15 protein-coding genes and 2 riboswitches are annotated in these 17,523 nt (G+C 59.0%); of the genes, 5 read left to right on the forward strand and 10 right to left on the reverse strand.

The window, feature by feature from the left end; genetic code table 11:
* Positions 1 to 50 precede the first annotated feature (50 nt).
* From cobM to GM154_RS09255, 9 genes are read right to left on the reverse strand one after another with little or no spacing between them, the layout of a single operon-like run.
* Positions 51 to 839 carry a precorrin-4 C(11)-methyltransferase gene (gene cobM, locus GM154_RS09215; RefSeq protein WP_219652009.1) on the reverse strand — a complete coding sequence of 263 codons (789 nt, stop codon included), beginning with the start codon at positions 837 to 839 and terminating at the stop codon, positions 51 to 53.
* Positions 836 to 1,600: a precorrin-3B C(17)-methyltransferase gene (gene cobJ, locus GM154_RS09220; RefSeq protein ID WP_122042739.1), complete on the reverse strand. Its 765-nt coding sequence runs from the start codon at positions 1,598 to 1,600 to the stop codon at positions 836 to 838. Before cobJ ends, cobM begins: the two co-directional genes overlap by 4 nt.
* Positions 1,597 to 2,361 (reverse strand): cobalamin biosynthesis protein, encoded by a 765-nt coding sequence (locus GM154_RS09225; RefSeq protein WP_219652011.1) that lies wholly within the window; start codon positions 2,359 to 2,361, stop codon positions 1,597 to 1,599. Before GM154_RS09225 ends, cobJ begins: the two co-directional genes overlap by 4 nt.
* Positions 2,355 to 3,053, reverse strand: coding sequence for a precorrin-2 C(20)-methyltransferase (gene cobI / locus GM154_RS09230; RefSeq protein ID WP_010798046.1), 699 nt, complete (start codon positions 3,051 to 3,053; stop codon positions 2,355 to 2,357). The genes GM154_RS09225 and cobI overlap by 7 nt, the downstream gene beginning before the upstream one ends.
* Complete coding sequence (gene cbiE, locus GM154_RS09235) at positions 3,050 to 4,312, reverse strand: precorrin-6y C5,15-methyltransferase (decarboxylating) subunit CbiE (protein ID WP_219652013.1); 1,263 nt, start codon at positions 4,310 to 4,312, stop codon at positions 3,050 to 3,052. The genes cobI and cbiE overlap by 4 nt, the downstream gene beginning before the upstream one ends.
* Positions 4,309 to 4,950: a precorrin-8X methylmutase gene (locus GM154_RS09240; protein WP_019365054.1), complete on the reverse strand. Its 642-nt coding sequence runs from the start codon at positions 4,948 to 4,950 to the stop codon at positions 4,309 to 4,311. Before GM154_RS09240 ends, cbiE begins: the two co-directional genes overlap by 4 nt.
* A 4-nt stretch (positions 4,951 to 4,954) precedes the next feature.
* Complete coding sequence (locus tag GM154_RS09245) at positions 4,955 to 5,983, reverse strand: sirohydrochlorin chelatase (RefSeq protein WP_219652015.1); 1,029 nt, start codon at positions 5,981 to 5,983, stop codon at positions 4,955 to 4,957.
* Positions 5,983 to 6,669, reverse strand: a complete 687-nt coding sequence (locus tag GM154_RS09250; protein WP_219652017.1) for a CbtA family protein — start codon at positions 6,667 to 6,669, stop codon at positions 5,983 to 5,985. Before GM154_RS09250 ends, GM154_RS09245 begins: the two co-directional genes overlap by 1 nt.
* 9 nt (positions 6,670 to 6,678) lie before the next feature.
* On the reverse strand, positions 6,679 to 6,864 hold the full coding sequence (locus tag GM154_RS09255; protein WP_019365051.1) for a CbtB-domain containing protein: 186 nt from the start codon (positions 6,862 to 6,864) through the stop codon (positions 6,679 to 6,681).
* Between the two features lie 95 nt (positions 6,865 to 6,959).
* A riboswitch (cobalamin riboswitch) is annotated at positions 6,960 to 7,176 on the reverse strand.
* Between the two features lie 58 nt (positions 7,177 to 7,234).
* Positions 7,235 to 7,425: riboswitch (cobalamin riboswitch) on the forward strand.
* A 122-nt stretch (positions 7,426 to 7,547) separates the two neighbouring features.
* Between GM154_RS09255 and cobW the strand changes: the two genes are divergently transcribed.
* The 5 genes from cobW (at position 7,548) to GM154_RS09280 (ending at position 15,486) form a co-directional block, all read left to right on the forward strand.
* Entirely contained in the window at positions 7,548 to 8,600 is a 1,053-nt protein-coding gene (gene cobW, locus GM154_RS09260) for a cobalamin biosynthesis protein CobW (protein WP_019365050.1), read from the forward strand.
* Between the two features lie 4 nt (positions 8,601 to 8,604).
* On the forward strand, positions 8,605 to 12,354 hold the full coding sequence (gene cobN / locus GM154_RS09265; RefSeq protein ID WP_219652019.1) for a cobaltochelatase subunit CobN: 3,750 nt from the start codon (positions 8,605 to 8,607) through the stop codon (positions 12,352 to 12,354).
* Positions 12,355 to 12,396: 42 nt separating this feature from the next.
* The gene (locus GM154_RS09270) at positions 12,397 to 13,407 is read left to right on the forward strand and encodes an ATP-binding protein (RefSeq protein ID WP_219652021.1); all 1,011 of its coding nucleotides are present in this window, start codon (positions 12,397 to 12,399) and stop codon (positions 13,405 to 13,407) included.
* The gene (locus GM154_RS09275; protein WP_219652023.1) at positions 13,389 to 14,093 is read left to right on the forward strand and encodes a VWA domain-containing protein; all 705 of its coding nucleotides are present in this window, start codon (positions 13,389 to 13,391) and stop codon (positions 14,091 to 14,093) included. The genes GM154_RS09270 and GM154_RS09275 overlap by 19 nt, the downstream gene beginning before the upstream one ends.
* 73 nt (positions 14,094 to 14,166) lie before the next feature.
* Positions 14,167 to 15,486: a DEAD/DEAH box helicase gene (locus GM154_RS09280; RefSeq protein WP_374940308.1), complete on the forward strand. Its 1,320-nt coding sequence runs from the start codon at positions 14,167 to 14,169 to the stop codon at positions 15,484 to 15,486.
* A gap of 42 nt (positions 15,487 to 15,528) precedes the next feature.
* Here GM154_RS09280 and GM154_RS09285 read toward each other — a convergent pair whose 3' ends face one another.
* A complete protein-coding gene (locus tag GM154_RS09285) occupies positions 15,529 to 17,352 on the reverse strand; it encodes a sensor domain-containing phosphodiesterase (protein WP_219652027.1) in 1,824 nt (607 codons plus the stop codon).
* Positions 17,353 to 17,523 lie beyond the last annotated feature (171 nt).

Below are 17,523 nucleotides of genomic sequence, written 5' to 3' on the forward strand. Positions count from 1 at the left end.
TGACATGAGTGCGTCAGGTTTGGAGTGGACGAACGGGCAGGTGAACGGTCTCATGCAGGCGGCTCCTCGCTGGCTTTCTTGCGACGCTTGTATGCCGGACGATATACATGAGCCTTGTCCTCCCGGTAAAGAAAGGATTCGGAAAAATCATCTGGTGCCAGCACACGCCCGACAAGAATCAGCGCCGTGCGGTGGAAGCCTTTGGCCCGAACCTTAGCCAGGATGTCTTCCAGCGTACCCATTACCCAGTCCTGATCCGGCCACGTAGCCCGGTGCACCACAGCCACGGGGCAATCGGCGCCATAGTGCGGGATCAGGTCCTCGACAATCTTGTGCAGTCGGTTGATTCCCAGGTGTATGGCAAGGGTTGCGCCATGCCGAGCAAGGTCCGGCAGTTGCTCACCTTCGGGCATAGCTGTCTTGCCTGTATAGCGCGTGAGAATAATGGTTTGAGAGATATCCGGAAGCGTCAGCTCTGTACCGAGCAAGGCAGCGCACGCAGACGTGGCTGTGACGCCCGGTATCACTTCGAAAGGAATGTCCAGCTCACGTAAACGGCGAATCTGTTCGCCAATTGCGCCATAGAGTGACGGGTCGCCTGAATGCACGCGTGCTATATCCTGGCCCTTGGCATGGGCAGCTTCGATCAGCGTCATGATTTCCGCCAGATGAAGCTCGGCAGTATTGATGACTTGTTCGGCGGTGTTGCCTTGGAGAACAGCCTCGGGGACCAGAGAGCCTGCATAGAGAATGACCGGGCAGCTGTGAATCAGTCGCTGGCCTTTGATGGTGATCAGCTCAGGGTCGCCAGGACCGGCGCCGATGAAATAAACCGTCATGCATCGGCTCCCAGTTTTTTGGCATAGCCGCGGGGCGTGTATACCCATTGGCCAACTCGGCGGGTTTCGCTGTTGCCCACCAGCACAATAGTCAGCATATCGACCTGAGCTGGGTCAAGTTCGCCTAGTGTAGTGACAGTGATCTGCTCTGTTGCCCGGGTAACGTTGCGACCGATAATGACAGGCGTGTCTGCTGGGCGTTTTTCCAGTAACAGCTCACGGGCACGTGCCAACTGCCAGGTACGCTTTTGGGAGACCGGGTTGTAGAAGGCCACCACAAAATCTCCCAGGCCTGCCGCACGGATGCGTGTCTCGATGGTTTCCCAAGGAGTGAGCAAGTCTGAAAGCGAGATAGTGCAGAAATCGTGGGCCAGTGGGGCGCCCACACGGCTGGCGCAGGCTTGCAGGGCTGAAATGCCGGGCACTACGGCAATCTCCACCTCGTGCCAGGCGGGCAGCGCCTCGTGCTCCAGTAGCTCGAACACCAGAGTCGCCATGGCATAGATGCCTGCATCTCCGCTGGAAATCAGCGCCACGCTTCGGCCTTCGGCGGCCAGCTCCAGGGAGCGGCGGGCACGGCCGATTTCATCACCCAGCGGGCTATCGTGACGTGCCTTACCGGCCACGATCTCGCCGAGCAGGTCGACGTAGAGCGGGTAGGCAACCAGGTCTGTAGCGCCTTCCAGCGCGCGGCTGGCAGCGGGGCTCAAGTGCTCCAGCCCGCCTGGGCCGGTACCGATGATAACTAAACGTCCAGTCATGAAGGATCCTGATAGGCGCGTGCAAGAGCAAAGGTCGCACGGGCGTTCTTGTGTTTGGGAATGATCAGCTCGGCCGGACCGCCCGTTACCTGCTCGGCCATTGCAAGGGCCGCTGCCTCTGCCACGCCATAGCAGCCCGTTTCGCGAAAAACGATAGCGGAGCGTTGAGTGAGCTGGTTTTCGTACCGGTTGAGCGTGTCGGCCCCAAAAAACCGAATAGGTACATTTAATGTTTCAGCCAATGCCAGCATGCCGACTTCGTCGTGTTTCAATGCGATGCTGGCGAAGCCATTGATGTCGGCTACGGTCAGCGAATGGGCAGCCAGGGTTTCTGTCATCAGTGTATGCAGAACTGATTCCGGGCAACCTCGCTCGCATCCCAGGCCAGCAATGTAGAGAGGACGGGTGTAGCGCCGGGCACTGGTGATAACGCATTGAGCCTGCAGCTGCTCCGACCATTCCTGCGCCCAGGCGTTGGCGCCGCCTTCATGGCCGGACAGCAGGGGAATGATGAACCGACCGGCTTCATCCAACACCAGCACCGGCGGGTCGCGGTACTTGTCTTGCAACACTGGCGCCAGGGTGCGTACGGCGATACCGCTGGCGCAGATCAATGCCAGCCGATGTCCGGCCTGGAAGCGTTGCTGTACGGTTTCGATAAAAGGCTGAGGACGATGCAGCCACTCGGCACTTCGATCCAGTAACTGCAAGCGTTGAGCGAGCGCAGCACCGGCATCCGTCAGACTGACGATGGTCAGCATGGCTGTGCCCCGATTAGGAACAAGGCAAAGTAGGGGCCTTGTTCTCCATCAGGCATCGCTTCATGGCATCGAATGATCCGCTGTGTGTCACGGCTGGCGTATTCGACATAAACGCTATCAGCGTCACGTCCGGTACGTCGCAGCAAGCGCAGGATTTCACCATACTGGCGGCCGGGTTTCATGATCACGAGCGGTCCGGGCTCATGCAGGGCGCTGGCCAGCCGCTCCGGGCCGGCAGTAGCGGGCAGGATGCGCAGGCTTTGTTCGAGTCGCGTCAGCGGGTGACGCGCTGCAGCGGCGGCGGCCATGATCGAACTGATGCCCGGCACAATCTGACAGGGAAACCGCTCGCCCAGCCGATCATGTAGATAGATGAAGCTGCCGAACAGTAGAGGATCGCCTTCGCATAGAACCGCCACGTCCTGTCCATGCTCAAGCCGGTGGGCAATATCGGCAGCAGCTTGATCATAGACAGAGAGCGCCGCATCGCGCTGACGCTCGAACGGCATGTAGATAGGCAGCTCCAGCTGATCGATCAGATGTTCCTGGGCGATGACCCGCGCCTGGGAGGCACCTTGCTGATTGGCAATATAGGCTACTACCGGACACTGCCGGATCAGGCGGGCAGCCTTGAAGGTAAGCAGTTCGGGGTCGCCGGGGCCGACACCGATGCCATAAAGTGTACCAGTCATGGTTTGATTCGCTTGAAAAGAAGTACAGGCAGGTGCGGGCGCATGAGGCGTTGACCGGCGAGACGGTCGCCTCTGGAAACGGCCAACTGGATCCATTCGTCGTCCTGGGCAGGCTCAATTTGTGAAAAGCCATGCAAAGCCATACGCGCATCCTCGGTGACGGCACTGGCAATCAGGCGTCCTCCTGACGGGAGTCGAGCCCAGCATGCTTCAAGAATCGCAGCCAGATCACGGCCGCCACCGCCTACAAATACGACGGTCGGCGATGGCAGTTTAGCGATATGCTCAGGCGCACGGCCTTCATGAATATGCAGATTCTTGACGACGCCGAAGCGGTCACGGTTCGTAGCAAGATGGGTGAGTCGCTCGGCGTGATACTCCAGGGCCTGAACCTGCCCATAGGGGTTCCATCGGGCCCATTCCACCGCTACGCCACCACACCCTGCACCAATATCCCAGCCGATATCACCTGCACGGGGCTCAAGCAGCGAAAGAACACACAGCCGTACCTCGCGCTTGGTCAGCAGACCTCTGCCGGCCTCGTCACCGTCTGTGCTGAACGCGGCGTCGGTGATGCCCGGGAATTCAGGCAGTACGCCACCTGCACCTTGAGTCCTGAAGATCACGACGTTCAAGGGAGAAAAGACTTCAGTCGACTCACTGAGAAGGCTGGCCGTATGAGTGGACACACGTTCCTCATGGGTACCCAGGTTTTCTGCTACCCAAACGGTGGAATCACCAAAGCCTCCGGCAACCAGCTCGTCTGCGATCGCGGCAGGATGGCTGTGGGCATCGGTGAGCGTTGCAAACCAGCGGTTGACCTTCAGGGCGGCGCGCAGACTGGAAAGGGGACGACCATGCAGGCTGACCACTTCAGCCTCTTGCCAGGGTTGGCCGATCCGGGCAAAGGCGGCCTGGATACTGGACACTGCCGGATAAAAGCGAAGCTTTTCAGCGGTGAGGTGCTTGCGCAGATGTCCGCCAAGGCCATAAAAAAGCGGGTCGCCAGAGGCAAGCAGGACGATGCGCTGGCCGGAGTGCTCTGCCAGAAGCGACCAGAGCGCTGAAAACGGGTTAGGGAAATGGGCTCGGCGAGGAACATTGAGGCCTTGCTGCTCAAGCGCTTCGAAATGACGCGGTGCACCAATAACCAGTTCAGCCGAGTCCAGTGCCTGCCGCGCTTCGGCCGAAAGGGCTTCGCCTGCGAGCCCAAGGCCGATGACCTCCAGCGTAGGGCCATTCCAGGTTCGTTCGCTCACCAGCGTATCCCTTGCTGCACACGTGCCAGTGCATTGAGCGTAGCGGCGGCCAACGCGCTGCCGCCCCGTCGGCCACTGAGTGCTATCCACTCGATGCCGAGTGCTTGCCCATGAGCCATGAGCGCATCCTTGGATTCTGCTGCACCAATGAAGCCAACCGGCATCCCGATGATAAGGGCGGGCCTGGGGCCACCCGTTTCCAAGTGCTCAAGCAGTCTGAACAGGGCTGTCGGGGCGTTGCCAATGACTACAATGCTGCCGGGCAGATAGGGCTCCCACAGCGACAGCGCCGCCATGCTGCGCGTTTCACCCGTTGCTTTTGCCAGCGCCGGGACACGCTCGTCATTCAGAAAGCATAAGGGACGTTCACCGAACAGGCGTCGGGTCAGGCCGTGCCTGACCATTTCGACATCACAGAGGATAGAGGCCTGCGCCTCCACGGCGGCAAGACCGGCTTCCATGGCATGTGGGCTGAAGTGCAGCGCTTCCACAATCTCCGGTTCGCCACAGGTATGCACCAGGCGCATGGCAATCTGCGCCTGGTCAGGGTCGAAGCGGCTGAGGTCGGTCAATGTCCTGATCTGTTCAAAGGACTGACGCTCGATGGCCTCCGGGTCGCGCTGATAATCGAAGGGCATGCAATCAATCCGCCGGGGTCAGTTTCTGAACACCTTTGAGCGGCGCTGCCTGGGCAGGTGACAGAGCATGATCATGACTGTGGCCATGGTCATGATCGTGGTGGTGATGACCATGATGGTGATGATGGTGGTGGTCATGATCGGCATCGGTGCCAATACCGCGCACATGATGGTGGTGTCCGAACTGGGGAGCACCGACACGGTCTTCGAAGCCGATGATCTGCTCGCGGTAATGGCAAAGCTGGCAGTTCATGTTGCCAGTGCCTTCCTCGGTTTCATGGAGTTTGTCCACCAACGCCTCGATGACCAAGGGATGGTCGTTGAGATAACCGGCCTTGACAACCCGTACCTCGGGATGCGCCTCGGCATAGGCATCTACGTCTGCATAGATGCGATCGATCAGGCGTCCTGTGAAAAGGAAGTAGGGGAATACGATGACATTGCGGTAGCCCAGGCGATGCACGACAGGCAGCGCGTCGGCTACCAGCGGCTTGGTTACGCCTGAATAGCAGGTCTCGGCCCAAGCGAAGCCCATGCCTTCCCACAGGAAGCGTGTGATCTTGGTGATGTTGGAGTTGGCGTCAGCATCGGACGCGCCTCGCCCGACAACGACCAGAAGGGTTTCATCGCGACGGTAATCATCGCCAAACTGCGCTTCGGCCGCCTCGATACGATCGCGTGCAGCGCGCATCATCTTGGCGTTGACGCCCAGTTCCACTCCGTAGGTGATCTTGACTTCCGGGTTCGCGGCCATGAACTCGTTGAGTTCGCTGGGAATGTCGTTCTTGGCATGGCCGGCGGCCATCAGCATGCCAGGAATGGCGGTAATGTTGCGAGCACCTTCTGCGATCAGCTTGTTAAGGCCTTCAGCAATGGTCGGGCGGGCGAATTCGAGAAAGCCTGTGGTGCACAGACGATCCGGAAAGCGGCTCTTGAGGTGTTCGGCGAGGCGGAAGAACTCTTCGACGCCCGGCCTGCTGCGAGTGCCATGCCCCACGACGAGAATGGCGGGTGCGCTGTTACTTAATGTCATCAGGTATTCTCAGCTGTATCACGGGTGTAGAACCAGGCGCTCAGCCAGCCCAGCACAATCCAGAAAACGGCATTGGAAACAAGTGCTGCCAACTGGAAATGTTGCTGCAGGGATTCAGGGGCCAGGCTTGCCTGTTCGGCAGGTTGTGGTGCGCCAATTATATGGGGCAGCGCCAAAAGGGCCAATGCGGCCAGACGCAACACCCTATGGCGGGTGAGAAATAGCAGGGCCAGGGCGCAGGCTGTGGCAGCCGCGGTGCCGACCCACCAGCCTTGCCGTGCGGTCAGTTCAGCCGCTGCGGTGCCGGGCAGTTCCGGTGGCAGCCCCAGGGAGGGCGCAAGACAAAAGGTCAGATAGCCGGTAGCGCCCCAAAGCAAGCCATGCCAGGCGTGGCGTGGGGCTCGTAGCGTAAACAGGCCTGCCAATATCAGGCTGAATCCAACCGCAACGACTAGGTTGCCGCCGAGTGTCGAAAGCGTTCGTTGCCAGCCGTCTTCAGGCGCCCAGGCCTCGTCGTCATGGTGGTGAGCAGGCGTGTCAGCGGCATGCGCGTGCGCTTCACCCGCTACCTCATAGGTTTCGGCTTCCAGGATAAGCGGCGTGATCCAAAGACCCTGCAGCACGCTCAGGAGCAGTGCCGCCAGTAGTCCGGCAAAGCTGGCTGTAAAGGCAATCCGTTTGTACATGTCACAGCCTCAATGGCAGGGGAAGCCTTCACTATGACGGGTGTCATGAGCGCCATTATGAAGGGCGTCGATGTGTGAGAAGCCGGCTAGAAAGACCAGGCCTGCTCCCAACACGCACGCCAGGGCGGCGGCAGTCAGGCGTTGAGTCAGGGTGCCGGATGCCGTAGGCACATGAGACAGGGATTGGCTATTCATGGATTCCCTCCTAGGAGTGTGGCGAGGATGAGGGAACGCACGAAGGCGCGGTCGCTTGCGCGCCACGCCATTCAGCTGCGCCCGCCCACCGCGGGTTGCTCAATCGTCAATCAGGCCGGTCTCCGGACTTGTGAAGGGGGTGGAGCAAGGGGCTCCAACGCCTGCAAGATCGGCCTTCCCATGCTCTACAGCCGAGCACAGTGGATATCGATCTACACTCACGTACCGTTGCGGGGGCAGTGCCGGACTTGAACCGGCTTCCCGTTTCACCGCCACGAACCGCGTGGCGACACCTGAAATCAGGCGCAAGCAGACCACGAACACGGGCGAAGCGTCAACTTCATCGATTGACACTCCAGAGTGTCGCTCGTAGCCTTTGCGCCTTCAGGGTGCTTTGGCACATGACCAAAGCTAAGAGGGAATGCGGTGCGAGACCGCAGCTGCCCCCGCAACTGTAAACGGTTGTTTAATCGATGCTTTTCAGGAAGCCACTGCTCTTGGGCGGGAAGGCGAGAAGCGTTGCCGTGAGCCAGGAGACCTGCCTTGAACACATTTCAGAATGCGGCTGCACGTGTGAGCCGTATTCTTTCCGACAACCGGGCGGGGTGATCCGGTGTGGCGTCTGGACTGCGTATGAGCGCGTCTTCGTCATGCCTGCCTGTCCCTTTTTCATAAGGCAGCTCATGAAAACCTTGGCCAAGATTCCTGTCACAATCATTACCGGCTTTCTCGGCGCCGGCAAAACCACATTGCTGCGCCATATTCTGGAAAATGCCCAAGGGCGGCGCATCGCCGTCATTGTGAATGAATTCGGTGAGCTGGGTATCGACGGTGAAATCCTGAAGCAGTGCAGCATCGGATGTACCGAAGAAGAAGCCGCAGGCCGGGTATTCGAGCTGGCTAACGGCTGTCTGTGCTGTACCGTGCAGGAAGAGTTCTTTCCGGTGATGCGCGACCTGGTGGCCCGACGTGCCGATATCGACCACATCCTGATCGAGACGTCTGGCCTGGCGCTGCCCAAGCCGCTCGTACAAGCCTTCCAGTGGCCGGAAATCCGTAATGCATGCACCGTGGATGCCGTTGTCACCGTGGTGGATAGCCCGGCGGTTGCCCTGGGTACGTTTGCGGCCTATCCCGAAAAAGTCGATGCCCAGCGTCAGCTGGACCCCAACCTGGATCACGAGTCCCCACTGCATGAGCTGTTCGAGGATCAACTGGCAAGCGCCGATCTGGTCATCCTGAACAAGGTCGACCAGATGCCGCAAATGGCCCTGGCGGCCGTGCGTAGCCAGATCGAGAGCGAATTGCCAGCGTCCGTGAAAATCATCGAAGCGAGCAATGGGCAGCTGCCGTTGTCTGTCCTGCTGGGGCTGAATGCCGAGGCCGAGCTGCATATCGACGCGCGAAAGACGCATCACGACCATGAGCCTCATGAGGAGCATGATCATGACGAATTCGACTCGTTTGCGGTCGATCTGCCAGAGGTAGAGGAAAGTGTCTTGCTGGACGCATTGACCGGGCTGGTGCAGCGCCACGGCATCCTGCGTATCAAGGGCTTCGTCGCCATCAAGGCCAAGCCGATGCGCCTGCTGGTGCAAGGGGTAGGTACCCGCTTCGACAAGCACTTCGATCGTGCCTGGAAGGCGGATGAGGTTCGGCAGACACGTCTGGTCGTGATTGGCCAGGATCTGGATCAGGCTGCCATCAGCGCTGAACTCCGCAGCGTACTGGCTTAATACGATGCATCTCCTCAGGACTCAGCCCGGCGGCTTTACTCCCGACGACGGAATCGCTCATCTTGCACAGACCCCGGGCGACCTGGTGATCCTGTGCAGTGCCGATTCTCATCTAGCGCTGCTGGCCGAAGCGGCGCGCGGGCTGCCTGAGGACTTTCCAAGCCTGCGCCTGGCCAACCCCATGCAGCTGATGAATCACGCCTCGGTTGATCTGTATGTCGATGAGGTGCTTCAGCATGCCAAGGTCATCATTGTCTCGTTGCTGGGCGGGGCGGCGTACTGGCGCTACGGTGTAGATCAATTGGCCCAGCTGGCCGCACAAGGTGCCAGGCTGATTCTTGTACCCGGAGATGACAAACCCGATCCTGAGCTAATGGCGTTGGGTAACTCTTCCGTTGAGGATGCCGAGCGGATCTGGCAGTACCTGCGACAGGGCGGCATGGATAATGCCCGCATGCTGTATCGCTTCATCGGCCAGCGATGGTTTGGACGTGAGACGATGTGGGTCGAGCCTCAGCCGCTACCGCGTGTTGCGGTGTATGCGCCAGAGCGTGATAAAGATAAGGCGCTGGGCTCGTGGCAGCAGCGTTGGCAGGAGGATGGGCCGGTAGCAGCCCTGTTGTTCTACCGCAGTCATCTACAAGCGGCCAATACAGGGTTCATCGATACGTTCTGCGAAGCATTGATAGCTCAAGGGATTAATCCGTTACCTGTTGCCGTAGCCAGTCTCAAGGAGCCGGAGTGCCTTGCTGAGGTCGAGGCACTGCTGGAGGCGACAGAGACCGAGCTGATCATCAATACGACAGGTTTTGCCCAGTCCAACCCGGATTCCCCTCATCTCCGCCCGTTTCGTCGCGATGTGCCGGTACTGCAGGCTATTTGTGCCCAGGATAACGAACCGGGATGGCGGGAGAACGCCCAAGGGCTTGGTCCACGCGACCTGGCGATGCACATTGCCTTACCGGAACTGGATGGGCGGATCATCACGCGCCCCGTCAGTTTTAAGGGCCTGGCCTGGCGAGATGAGCGCAGCCAGAGCGATGTGGTGTGTTATCAGCCCGTTCATGAGCGAATGGCGTTTGTGGCTGAACTGGCTCGGCGCTGGATCATGTTGGCTCGATTGCCAAATAGTGAAAAGCGTACCGCCTTGATCCTGGCCAATTACCCGACCCGGGACGGCCGGATTGGTAATGGTGTAGGACTGGATACGCCTGCCGCTGCACTCAATATTCTCAAAGCGCTGGAGACCGAAGGATATCCGGTCGAAGGCCTGCCCGAGAGCGGAACGGCCTTGGTCCATTCCCTATTGGGCGGCGTGACGAATGATCTGGGAAACCTGGATTTACGGCCGTGCCATCAAAGCCTGGGGATGGAGGACTACCTGCGCTTTTTCGCCGAATTGCCGCAGGTGAACCAGGACGCGGTGCGGGAACGCTGGGGCGATCCCGAGCAGGACCCCATGTTTCGCTGCGGCCGCATGATGGTTGCCGGGCTGCGGTTCGGACTGACGTTTGTAGGTATCCAGCCGGCGCGGGGCTATCACCTTGATCCCAGTGCGGTTTACCACGATCCGGACCTTGTACCGCCGCATGGGTATCTGGCGTTCTATTTTTGGCTGAGGCACGTCTATCGCGCCCATGTGCTGGTGCATGTCGGCAAGCATGGCAACCTTGAGTGGCTTCCAGGGAAGGGTGTTGGTCTGTCTGAAACCTGTTGGCCGGATGCCGTGCTTGGCCCGACGCCCAACATTTATCCTTTCATTGTCAATGATCCGGGCGAAGGGGCGCAGGCCAAGCGTCGTACCCAGGCGGTTATCATCGATCATCTGATGCCTCCGCTGACGCGCGCCGAGAGCTATGGACCTTTGCGCGATCTTGAGCGGCTTGCCGATGAGTTCTATGAAGCGCAACTGCTTGATCCGCGTCGCGCCCGCGAGCTGCAAGGCGATATCGCACAGCTGTTACGCCGCTCCAGCCTGGACCAGGAGCTGAAACTCTCGGATACCGAAGCGCCCGAAGACTGGTTACCCAAGGTAGACGCCTACCTGTGCGAGCTGAAGGAATCGCAAATCCGCGACGGGCTCCATATCTTTGGTGAGTCTCCTCAGGAGCGCCTGCGGCTTGATACCTTGCTGGCGTTGGTTCGTATTCCCCGCGGTAACGGGCAGGGCGGTAATGCCAGCCTGCTTCAGGCATTGGCTAAAGACCTGAGCCTGAATATTGATCCCCTTGATGCTGCGTTGGGAGAGCCCTGGCCTGGGCCGTACCCTGAAGCGTTACGGGCAGTCAGTACGGAGCCTTGGCGTATCGCCGGTGACACGCGTGAGCGCCTGGAATTACTGGCCGGTCGACTGATTGAGCAGGCACTGGGCGGTGAGTTGAATGAGGCGCAGTGGCCCTATGCGGGGCTGGTGCTGGCCCAGCTCAAAAGCCATATAGCACCGCTTCTTGACGCCTGCGGTCCGGCGGAAATCGCAGGAATCATCAGTGCATTGGCAGGACGGTTTGTCCCGGCAGGCGCCAGCGGAGCACCCAGTCGAGGCCGTCTGGATGTGTTGCCTACGGGCCGCAACTTCTATTCGGTAGACGTTCGTAATCTGCCAACCCAAACGGCATGGCGAATCGGTTGGCAATCAGCCAATCTCTTGCTGGAGCGTCATTTGCAGGATTATGGCGATTACCTGCGGCAGTTGGGGCTGTCCGTTTGGGGAACCGCAACCATGCGAACAGGTGGCGACGATATCGCCCAGGCCATGGCATTGCTGGGCGTGCGCCCCGTCTGGCAAGCGGGTAGCCAGCGTGTCAGTGATTTCGAGATCCTGCCTTTGACAATCCTGGACCGGCCGCGTGTAGACGTCACGTTGCGGGTTTCGGGTTTTTTCCGTGATGCCTTCGCCAACCTGATTAGGCTATTTGATGCTGCGGTGCAGGCGGTGGCAGCGCTGGACGAGCCGGACGATATGAATCCATTGGCCGCCCGGGTCCGTGATGAGCAGCGTGTCCTCGAAGCGAAGGGGTTGGCGACTGACGAGGCGCGGCGCCAAGCTGGCTGGCGGGTATTTGGTTCCAAGCCCGGCGCCTATGGGGCGGGTCTGCAAGGCCCGATCGATGAGCGTCAGTGGCAATCTCGCGATGATCTGGCGGAGGTATACCTTAATTGGGGCGGCTACGCCTATGGCGCAGATGACCCAGGCACGCCTGCACGGGAGCGCTTCGTCGAGCGGCTCGGCCATTTACAGGCTGTCTTGCATAACCAGGATAACCGTGAGCACGATCTGCTGGATTCGGACGACTACTATCAATTCCAGGGTGGCATGCTGGCCGCCGCAGAGACATTGCAGGGCGAGGCAGTAGCGTCTTATCACGGCGACCACAGTCAGCCGGAGTCGCCTCGTATCCGTACACTCAAGGAAGAGCTCAACCGCGTCATTCGTTCCCGGGCTGCTAATCCCAAATGGATCGATGGCGTGAAGCGGCATGGATATAAAGGTGCTTTTGAGCTGGCGGCCACGGTGGATTATCTGTTTGCCTTCGATGCCACGACAGCATTGATCGATGACCATCAGTATGCACTGTTGGCCGATGCCTATGTACTCGATCCGGCTACCCGTGAATTCATTCAGCAACACAACCCTGATGCCTTGCGAGAAATGACAGAGCGATTGCTGGAGGCCCAGCAGCGCGGGCTCTGGCAAGAGCCTGGGCATTATCGGGAAGCGCTGGAAAACGTTCTGATGGACAGCGAGGAAAGCTAAGTAGATGTTTCCTCATAATACCAGCCCATTAATGAGCTCTCTATGACTGATACTCCGCAATTTCCTTTGGCTGCCATTGTAGGAGCTGACTCCTTGAAGTTGGCGCTTTGCCTCAATGCCATTGATCCGGGTATCGGTGGGGTATTGATCGAAGGCCCGCGCGGTATGGCGAAGTCCACCCTGGCACGCGGCGTGGCCGCCCTGATGCCGGGTGGTTCATTCGTGACCTTGCCATTGGGGGCCAGCGAAGAGCGTATTACCGGCACACTCGACCTGAACGCCGCCCTGGGTGAAAAGCGCGCTGCATTTTCACCTGGCGTGTTGGCCAAGGCGGATGGCGGAGTGTTGTATGTGGATGAGGTCAATCTGCTGCCGGATCATCTGGTTGACCTGTTGTTGGACGTAGCCGCCAGTGGTGTAAACACCGTGGAGCGCGACGGGATTTCCCATCGGCATCCGGCGCGCTTTATACTGATTGGCACCATGAACCCCGAGGAGGGGGAGTTACGCCCCCAATTACTGGATCGGTTTGGTTTCAATGTGGCGCTGAATGCCCATCCTGCGCCAGCAGAGCGAGCCGAAATCATGCGTCGTCGGCTGGCGTTCGACCTTGATCCGCCCGGCTTTATTGCCAGTTGGGCCGGAAGCCAGGCGGACCTTGTCAAGCGCTGCCAGGCTGCACGTAGCCGGTTGGCAGGGGTCGCACTGGATGATCTGTCGCTGTCGCGTATTGCCGAGCGCTGTTTTGCAGCGGCAGTGGATGGCATGCGTGCGGACCTGGTATGGCTAAGGGCAGCACGCGCCCATGCGGCTTGGCGCGGTAACGAAAAGATTACTGAAGATGATATCGATGCGGTGGAAGAGTTCGCGTTGCGTCATCGCCGACGACAGCAACCCCCTTCGGAGTTACCGCCACCGCCATCTTCTGATCGTCCCGTCTCCGAACCCTCTTCAAGCCATTCGAAGAGTGAAGGGCAATGGGGTGAGCTACCGCCTCAGGCGACGGCGATTGGAGAAAAGCGCTCAGGTGAGGGTTGGCCAAAAAAGCGCTGAGCATTCGCCCGCGTGTAACCCAAGTGGCGGATGCTCGACCTTTACCGGGGAAGGCCAGTAGCGGTCGGCACGGTGCTTCTCGCACAGGTGAGGCAGGGGCAGTTGCCTGGGTACCCACCTTACTGAGGGGGCTTCCTCGACGTGAGGCTGACCTGATACGCCAGCCTCGCTCTCAGTCGCCACGAGAGCATTGGTTGTTCATTGTCGATGCCTCGGCGTCCATGCGACGTCATGGCGCCCTGGTTCAAGCCAAGGGCGTATTGCTGGGTTTTCTCGAGCAGGCTTACCGCGCGCGGGCAAGCGTAGCGGTGCTAGGGGCAACAGGTGTACAGCCGCACTGGCTTGCCCAGGCTCGTCGAGCCAGTCAACAGGTTCCGGGTTGGCTTGCAGACCTGGGTGCAGGGGGCGGTACTCCCTTGCTTGAATCCCTGAAGCACGCACATGAGTGGCTAAAGCAACACCAACGTCGTCTCGGCAATGAGCCGGTAAGTATCGTTGTGATGACCGATGGCCGTGTACGCGCCTGGACCTCATTGCCTCGTCTTGATGCGTCTGTCCTTGTCATCGATACCGAGCGTGCTCCGGTTCGCGTTGGACGTGCGCGTCAGCTGGCAGCTGATCTACAAGCCGTCTACTGCCACGTCGATGAGCTACCCATTGGGAAGCTGAAACATCCGCTGCGCTAAATAAGGCAGCGATTTTGTTGCGTAACCGGTAGGCTATACAGCAGAACTACGATTTTCTTTGAGGTATGCGTCCTTGTTTTCCGATTTCGACCTGCACGAGCGTCTGCTCAAGGCACTGGACACGCTGAAATTCAAAAAGCCCACGCCGGTTCAGGAGGCCGCCATCGGCCCGGCACTGGATGGGCGAGACCTGCGTGTGACTGCCCGTACCGGCAGTGGCAAGACGGCTGCCTTTGTCCTGCCGATTTTGCATCGTCTGTTGTCCGAGCCCAAACCCCAAGTGGGTGCTCGGGTGTTGATATTGCTGCCTACCCGCGAGCTGGCCCAGCAGACGCTCAAGGAAGTCGAGCGGTTTGCCCAGTTCACGTTTCTAAAGGCCGGACTCATTACCGGAGGTGAGGGGTTCAAGGAGCAGGCCGCGGCGATGCGCAAGAATCCCGAGATTCTTATCGGAACGCCCGGACGGCTGATCGAGCATCTGAATGGCGGTAGCCTTGAGTTGGACGATGTCGATTTTCTCGTCCTGGACGAAGCCGACCGGATGCTTGACATGGGCTTCTCTGAAGATGTGCTTAAACTGGCCGACGCGTGCACTTCAGAGTCCCGACAAACGTTGCTGTTCTCGGCTACCAGCGGCGGTAGCTCCCTGCGTACTGTCATAGAACATGTCCTGCGTGAGCCGGAAGTGCTCATGCTTGATCGCACCGGGGAACTCAACGAGGCGGTCGCCCAGCAGATCATCACTGCCGATGACGTGGCTCACAAGGAGCGCCTGCTGCAATGGTTGCTGGCCCACGAGACCTATCGCAAGGCCATTGTCTTTACCAATACCCGTGTACAGGCCGACCGCCTGGGTGGCGTGTTGACCGCCAGCAACATCAAGGTTTTCGTTCTGCATGGCGAAAAGGACCAGAAAGACCGCAAGCTGGCGATGGAGCGCTTGAAGCAGGGCGCCGTGTCCGTGCTGGTTGCTACGGATGTAGCGGCCCGTGGCCTGGATGTGGAAGGCATGGATCTGGTCATTAACTTTGATATGCCGCGCAGCGGGGATGAGTATGTCCACCGTATTGGCCGTACCGGACGTGCCGGCGAGGCGGGCATGGCAATTTCGTTGATCTGCCATACCGACTGGAACCTGATGTCCAGCATCGAACGCTACCTGAAACTGCGTTTCGAGCGGCGCGTGGTGCAACCGCTTAAAGGCACCTATCAAGGGCCGAAGAAGCTCAAGGCGTCTGGCAAGGCTGCCAGCACCAAGAAGAAAAAGACCGACACCAAGAGGCCAGTGACGAAAGCCAAGACATCGCCACGGCCCAAGCGTCCCAGCGCTTCCAAGGTGGTCAGCCAGGATGGCATGGCACCTCTGCGGCGTAAGAAGACGGACGCGGAATAAACGAGTTGGCCCTGTTTTTACAGGGCCAATTTCGTCTCAAGGCTAGTTCGTTGCGTAAGACGAGGAGAAAGGCGAGCCGCCCTGGCCAGAGGTCTGAGGCGTTACGGGTCGCCTGAGCCAGTGCTCAAGCTCAAGCGCACCCATGGGTTTGGCAATGTGGTAGCCCTGACCTTCATCGCATCCTAGCGCCAGCACGGTGTCCAGAATCTCGGGTGTTTCCACGCCTTCCGCGGTAACTTCGTATCCCAGGCCGTGTGCCAGTTCCACCATGGTGCGAACGATCAGTGCGTCCTTGTCGTCGCCTGGCAGGCAGCGAATGAAACTCTGATCGATCTTGATGTAATCCGTTGGTATCTGGCGGAGATAGATCAGGTTGTTGTATCCCGTTCCAAAGTCATCGATTGAGATAGAAGCTCCTAGATGCCGAAGCGCATCCAACTGGATGCGAGCGTTCTCAAAATTGCACATGAGAGAATTTTCCGTCACCTCGAACTCCACGCAGGAGGGCGGTACGCCATGTTTGGCCATTTTTTCCGCTACCCGCTCGGCAAAATCTGGATCGTCCAGGTCGTGGGACGAAATGTTGATCGACACATTGAAACAATGGCCGTCTGCTTTCCAAAGCGCATACTGGCTCAAGACAGCATCAATGACCCAGTAACTGATGGAGCGAATCAGGGCCGTTTTTTCAGCCAGTGCTATGAATTCGGTAGGCCCAATGGCGCCTAGCTTGGGATGAGCCCAGCGCAACAGGGCTTCCACGCAGCGGCAGGTACCCGACTTGAGGTCTACGCGAGGCTGATAAAACAGGGAAAGTTGGCCCTCACTATGCAGAGCAACCGGCAGGCTGCTTAGCAACGCAAAGGCCCGTTGCTGGGCAAGATCGTGGGCGGAGTCGTAATAACGGCTTCCCATTCGACGTTCGCGGGCTACATCGGCCGTCGAGATCAGCGCCCTCAGCCAGTCGCGGGTGTCGCCGGGCTTGAGCTTGAGAATCCCCAGACCGGGACGGGTTTCAATCGGGATGCCGTTGTAGTCGATAAGCCCTGTCATGCCGCGCTCGATGCAATCAAGCACTTCCTTGCCTTGCAGATCGGTCATGCCGTGGACCAGAAATGCAAAGCGGGCCGTACCGATGGAGTACAGCCGTATCCCCGAGGGCAGCAGGGAAAGCAGTCGCTCCTTGATGGACTGGAGCAGTCCTTCGTAGTGGTCCTGGCCCAGCGCATTGAGCAGGCCATTGAGATAGAACGGGTCGAACACATCCATGGAGACGGCCAGCAGCTCTTCGGAGCTGCGCAGCATCGATTCGGCATCTTCCAGCAGACGGCTGCGGTTAGGCAGCTGGGTAATAGGGTCTACGTAGCTGAGTGAACGCAGCGTCTCGATGCGCTCCATCAGCATATCGCGCAATTTACTGAGGAGCCGTACCTGAGAGGTGTTGAGCTCCGGTCGTGGATTGGTATCTACCAAACACAGGGTGCCCAAAGCCAGGCCTTCGTGTGTCCTTAGCGGGATGCCGGCATAGAAGCGGATGCCAGGGTTGCCGGTCACTAGCGGGTTATCCTTGAACCGTGGATCGGTTTGGGCATCACGCACCTGCATGATGTTTTCATCCAGGATGGCATGAGAGCAAAACGAGATATCCCGAGGCGTTTCCTGCGCGTCGAGTCCGCGGATAGACTTGAACCATTGTCGATGCTCATCCACCAGCGAAACGATGGCGATAGGCACGTCGAAGAGTTCGGTAGCAATTTCGGCTATGTGGTCAAATGCGGGGTCAGCTGGGCTGTCCAGCAAGTTTGAACTGCGCAAAGCAGCCAAGCGCTCTGTTTCATTAGGCGGAAGGGCAGCGCCGTTACTCATAAGCTAAATCCTGCAGACATGTCTGCTAAATAACACACCCATACTTTCGCATGAGCGCTCTACAGCTCATTTCCACTAAACAGTTAGTAATCGCAACGGTTTAGTACAACTATAGGAATAGCTTAGCCTTGGCATCTGCGCCAGAGTGGCGCATCGGCATCATGAGTACCC

The sequence above is a fragment of the Pseudomonas sp. MAG002Y genome, assembly GCF_019400845.1.
GTDB lineage: Bacteria > Pseudomonadota > Gammaproteobacteria > Pseudomonadales > Pseudomonadaceae > Chryseomonas > Chryseomonas luteola.

Excerpts from the sequence above, each read along its gene's own strand:
- GM154_RS09245 (WP_219652015.1), bottom strand. The coding sequence starts at position 5,983 with ATGACATTAAGTAACAGCGCACCCGCCATTCTCGTCGTGGGGCATGGC.
- cobW (WP_019365050.1), top strand. The coding sequence starts at position 7,548 with ATGAAAACCTTGGCCAAGATTCCTGTCACAATCATTACCGGCTTTCTC.
- cobM (WP_219652009.1), bottom strand. The coding sequence starts at position 839 with ATGACGGTTTATTTCATCGGCGCCGGTCCTGGCGACCCTGAGCTGATC.
- cobN (WP_219652019.1), top strand. The coding sequence starts at position 8,605 with ATGCATCTCCTCAGGACTCAGCCCGGCGGCTTTACTCCCGACGACGGA.
- GM154_RS09240 (WP_019365054.1), bottom strand. The coding sequence starts at position 4,950 with ATGCCCTTCGATTATCAGCGCGACCCGGAGGCCATCGAGCGTCAGTCC.
- GM154_RS09255 (WP_019365051.1), bottom strand. The coding sequence starts at position 6,864 with ATGAATAGCCAATCCCTGTCTCATGTGCCTACGGCATCCGGCACCCTG.
- GM154_RS09270 (WP_219652021.1), top strand. The coding sequence starts at position 12,397 with ATGACTGATACTCCGCAATTTCCTTTGGCTGCCATTGTAGGAGCTGAC.
- cobJ (WP_122042739.1), bottom strand. The coding sequence starts at position 1,600 with ATGACTGGACGTTTAGTTATCATCGGTACCGGCCCAGGCGGGCTGGAG.
- cobI (WP_010798046.1), bottom strand. The coding sequence starts at position 3,053 with ATGACTGGTACACTTTATGGCATCGGTGTCGGCCCCGGCGACCCCGAA.
- GM154_RS09250 (WP_219652017.1), bottom strand. The coding sequence starts at position 6,669 with ATGTACAAACGGATTGCCTTTACAGCCAGCTTTGCCGGACTACTGGCG.
- GM154_RS09225 (WP_219652011.1), bottom strand. The coding sequence starts at position 2,361 with ATGCTGACCATCGTCAGTCTGACGGATGCCGGTGCTGCGCTCGCTCAA.
- GM154_RS09285 (WP_219652027.1), bottom strand. The coding sequence starts at position 17,352 with ATGAGTAACGGCGCTGCCCTTCCGCCTAATGAAACAGAGCGCTTGGCT.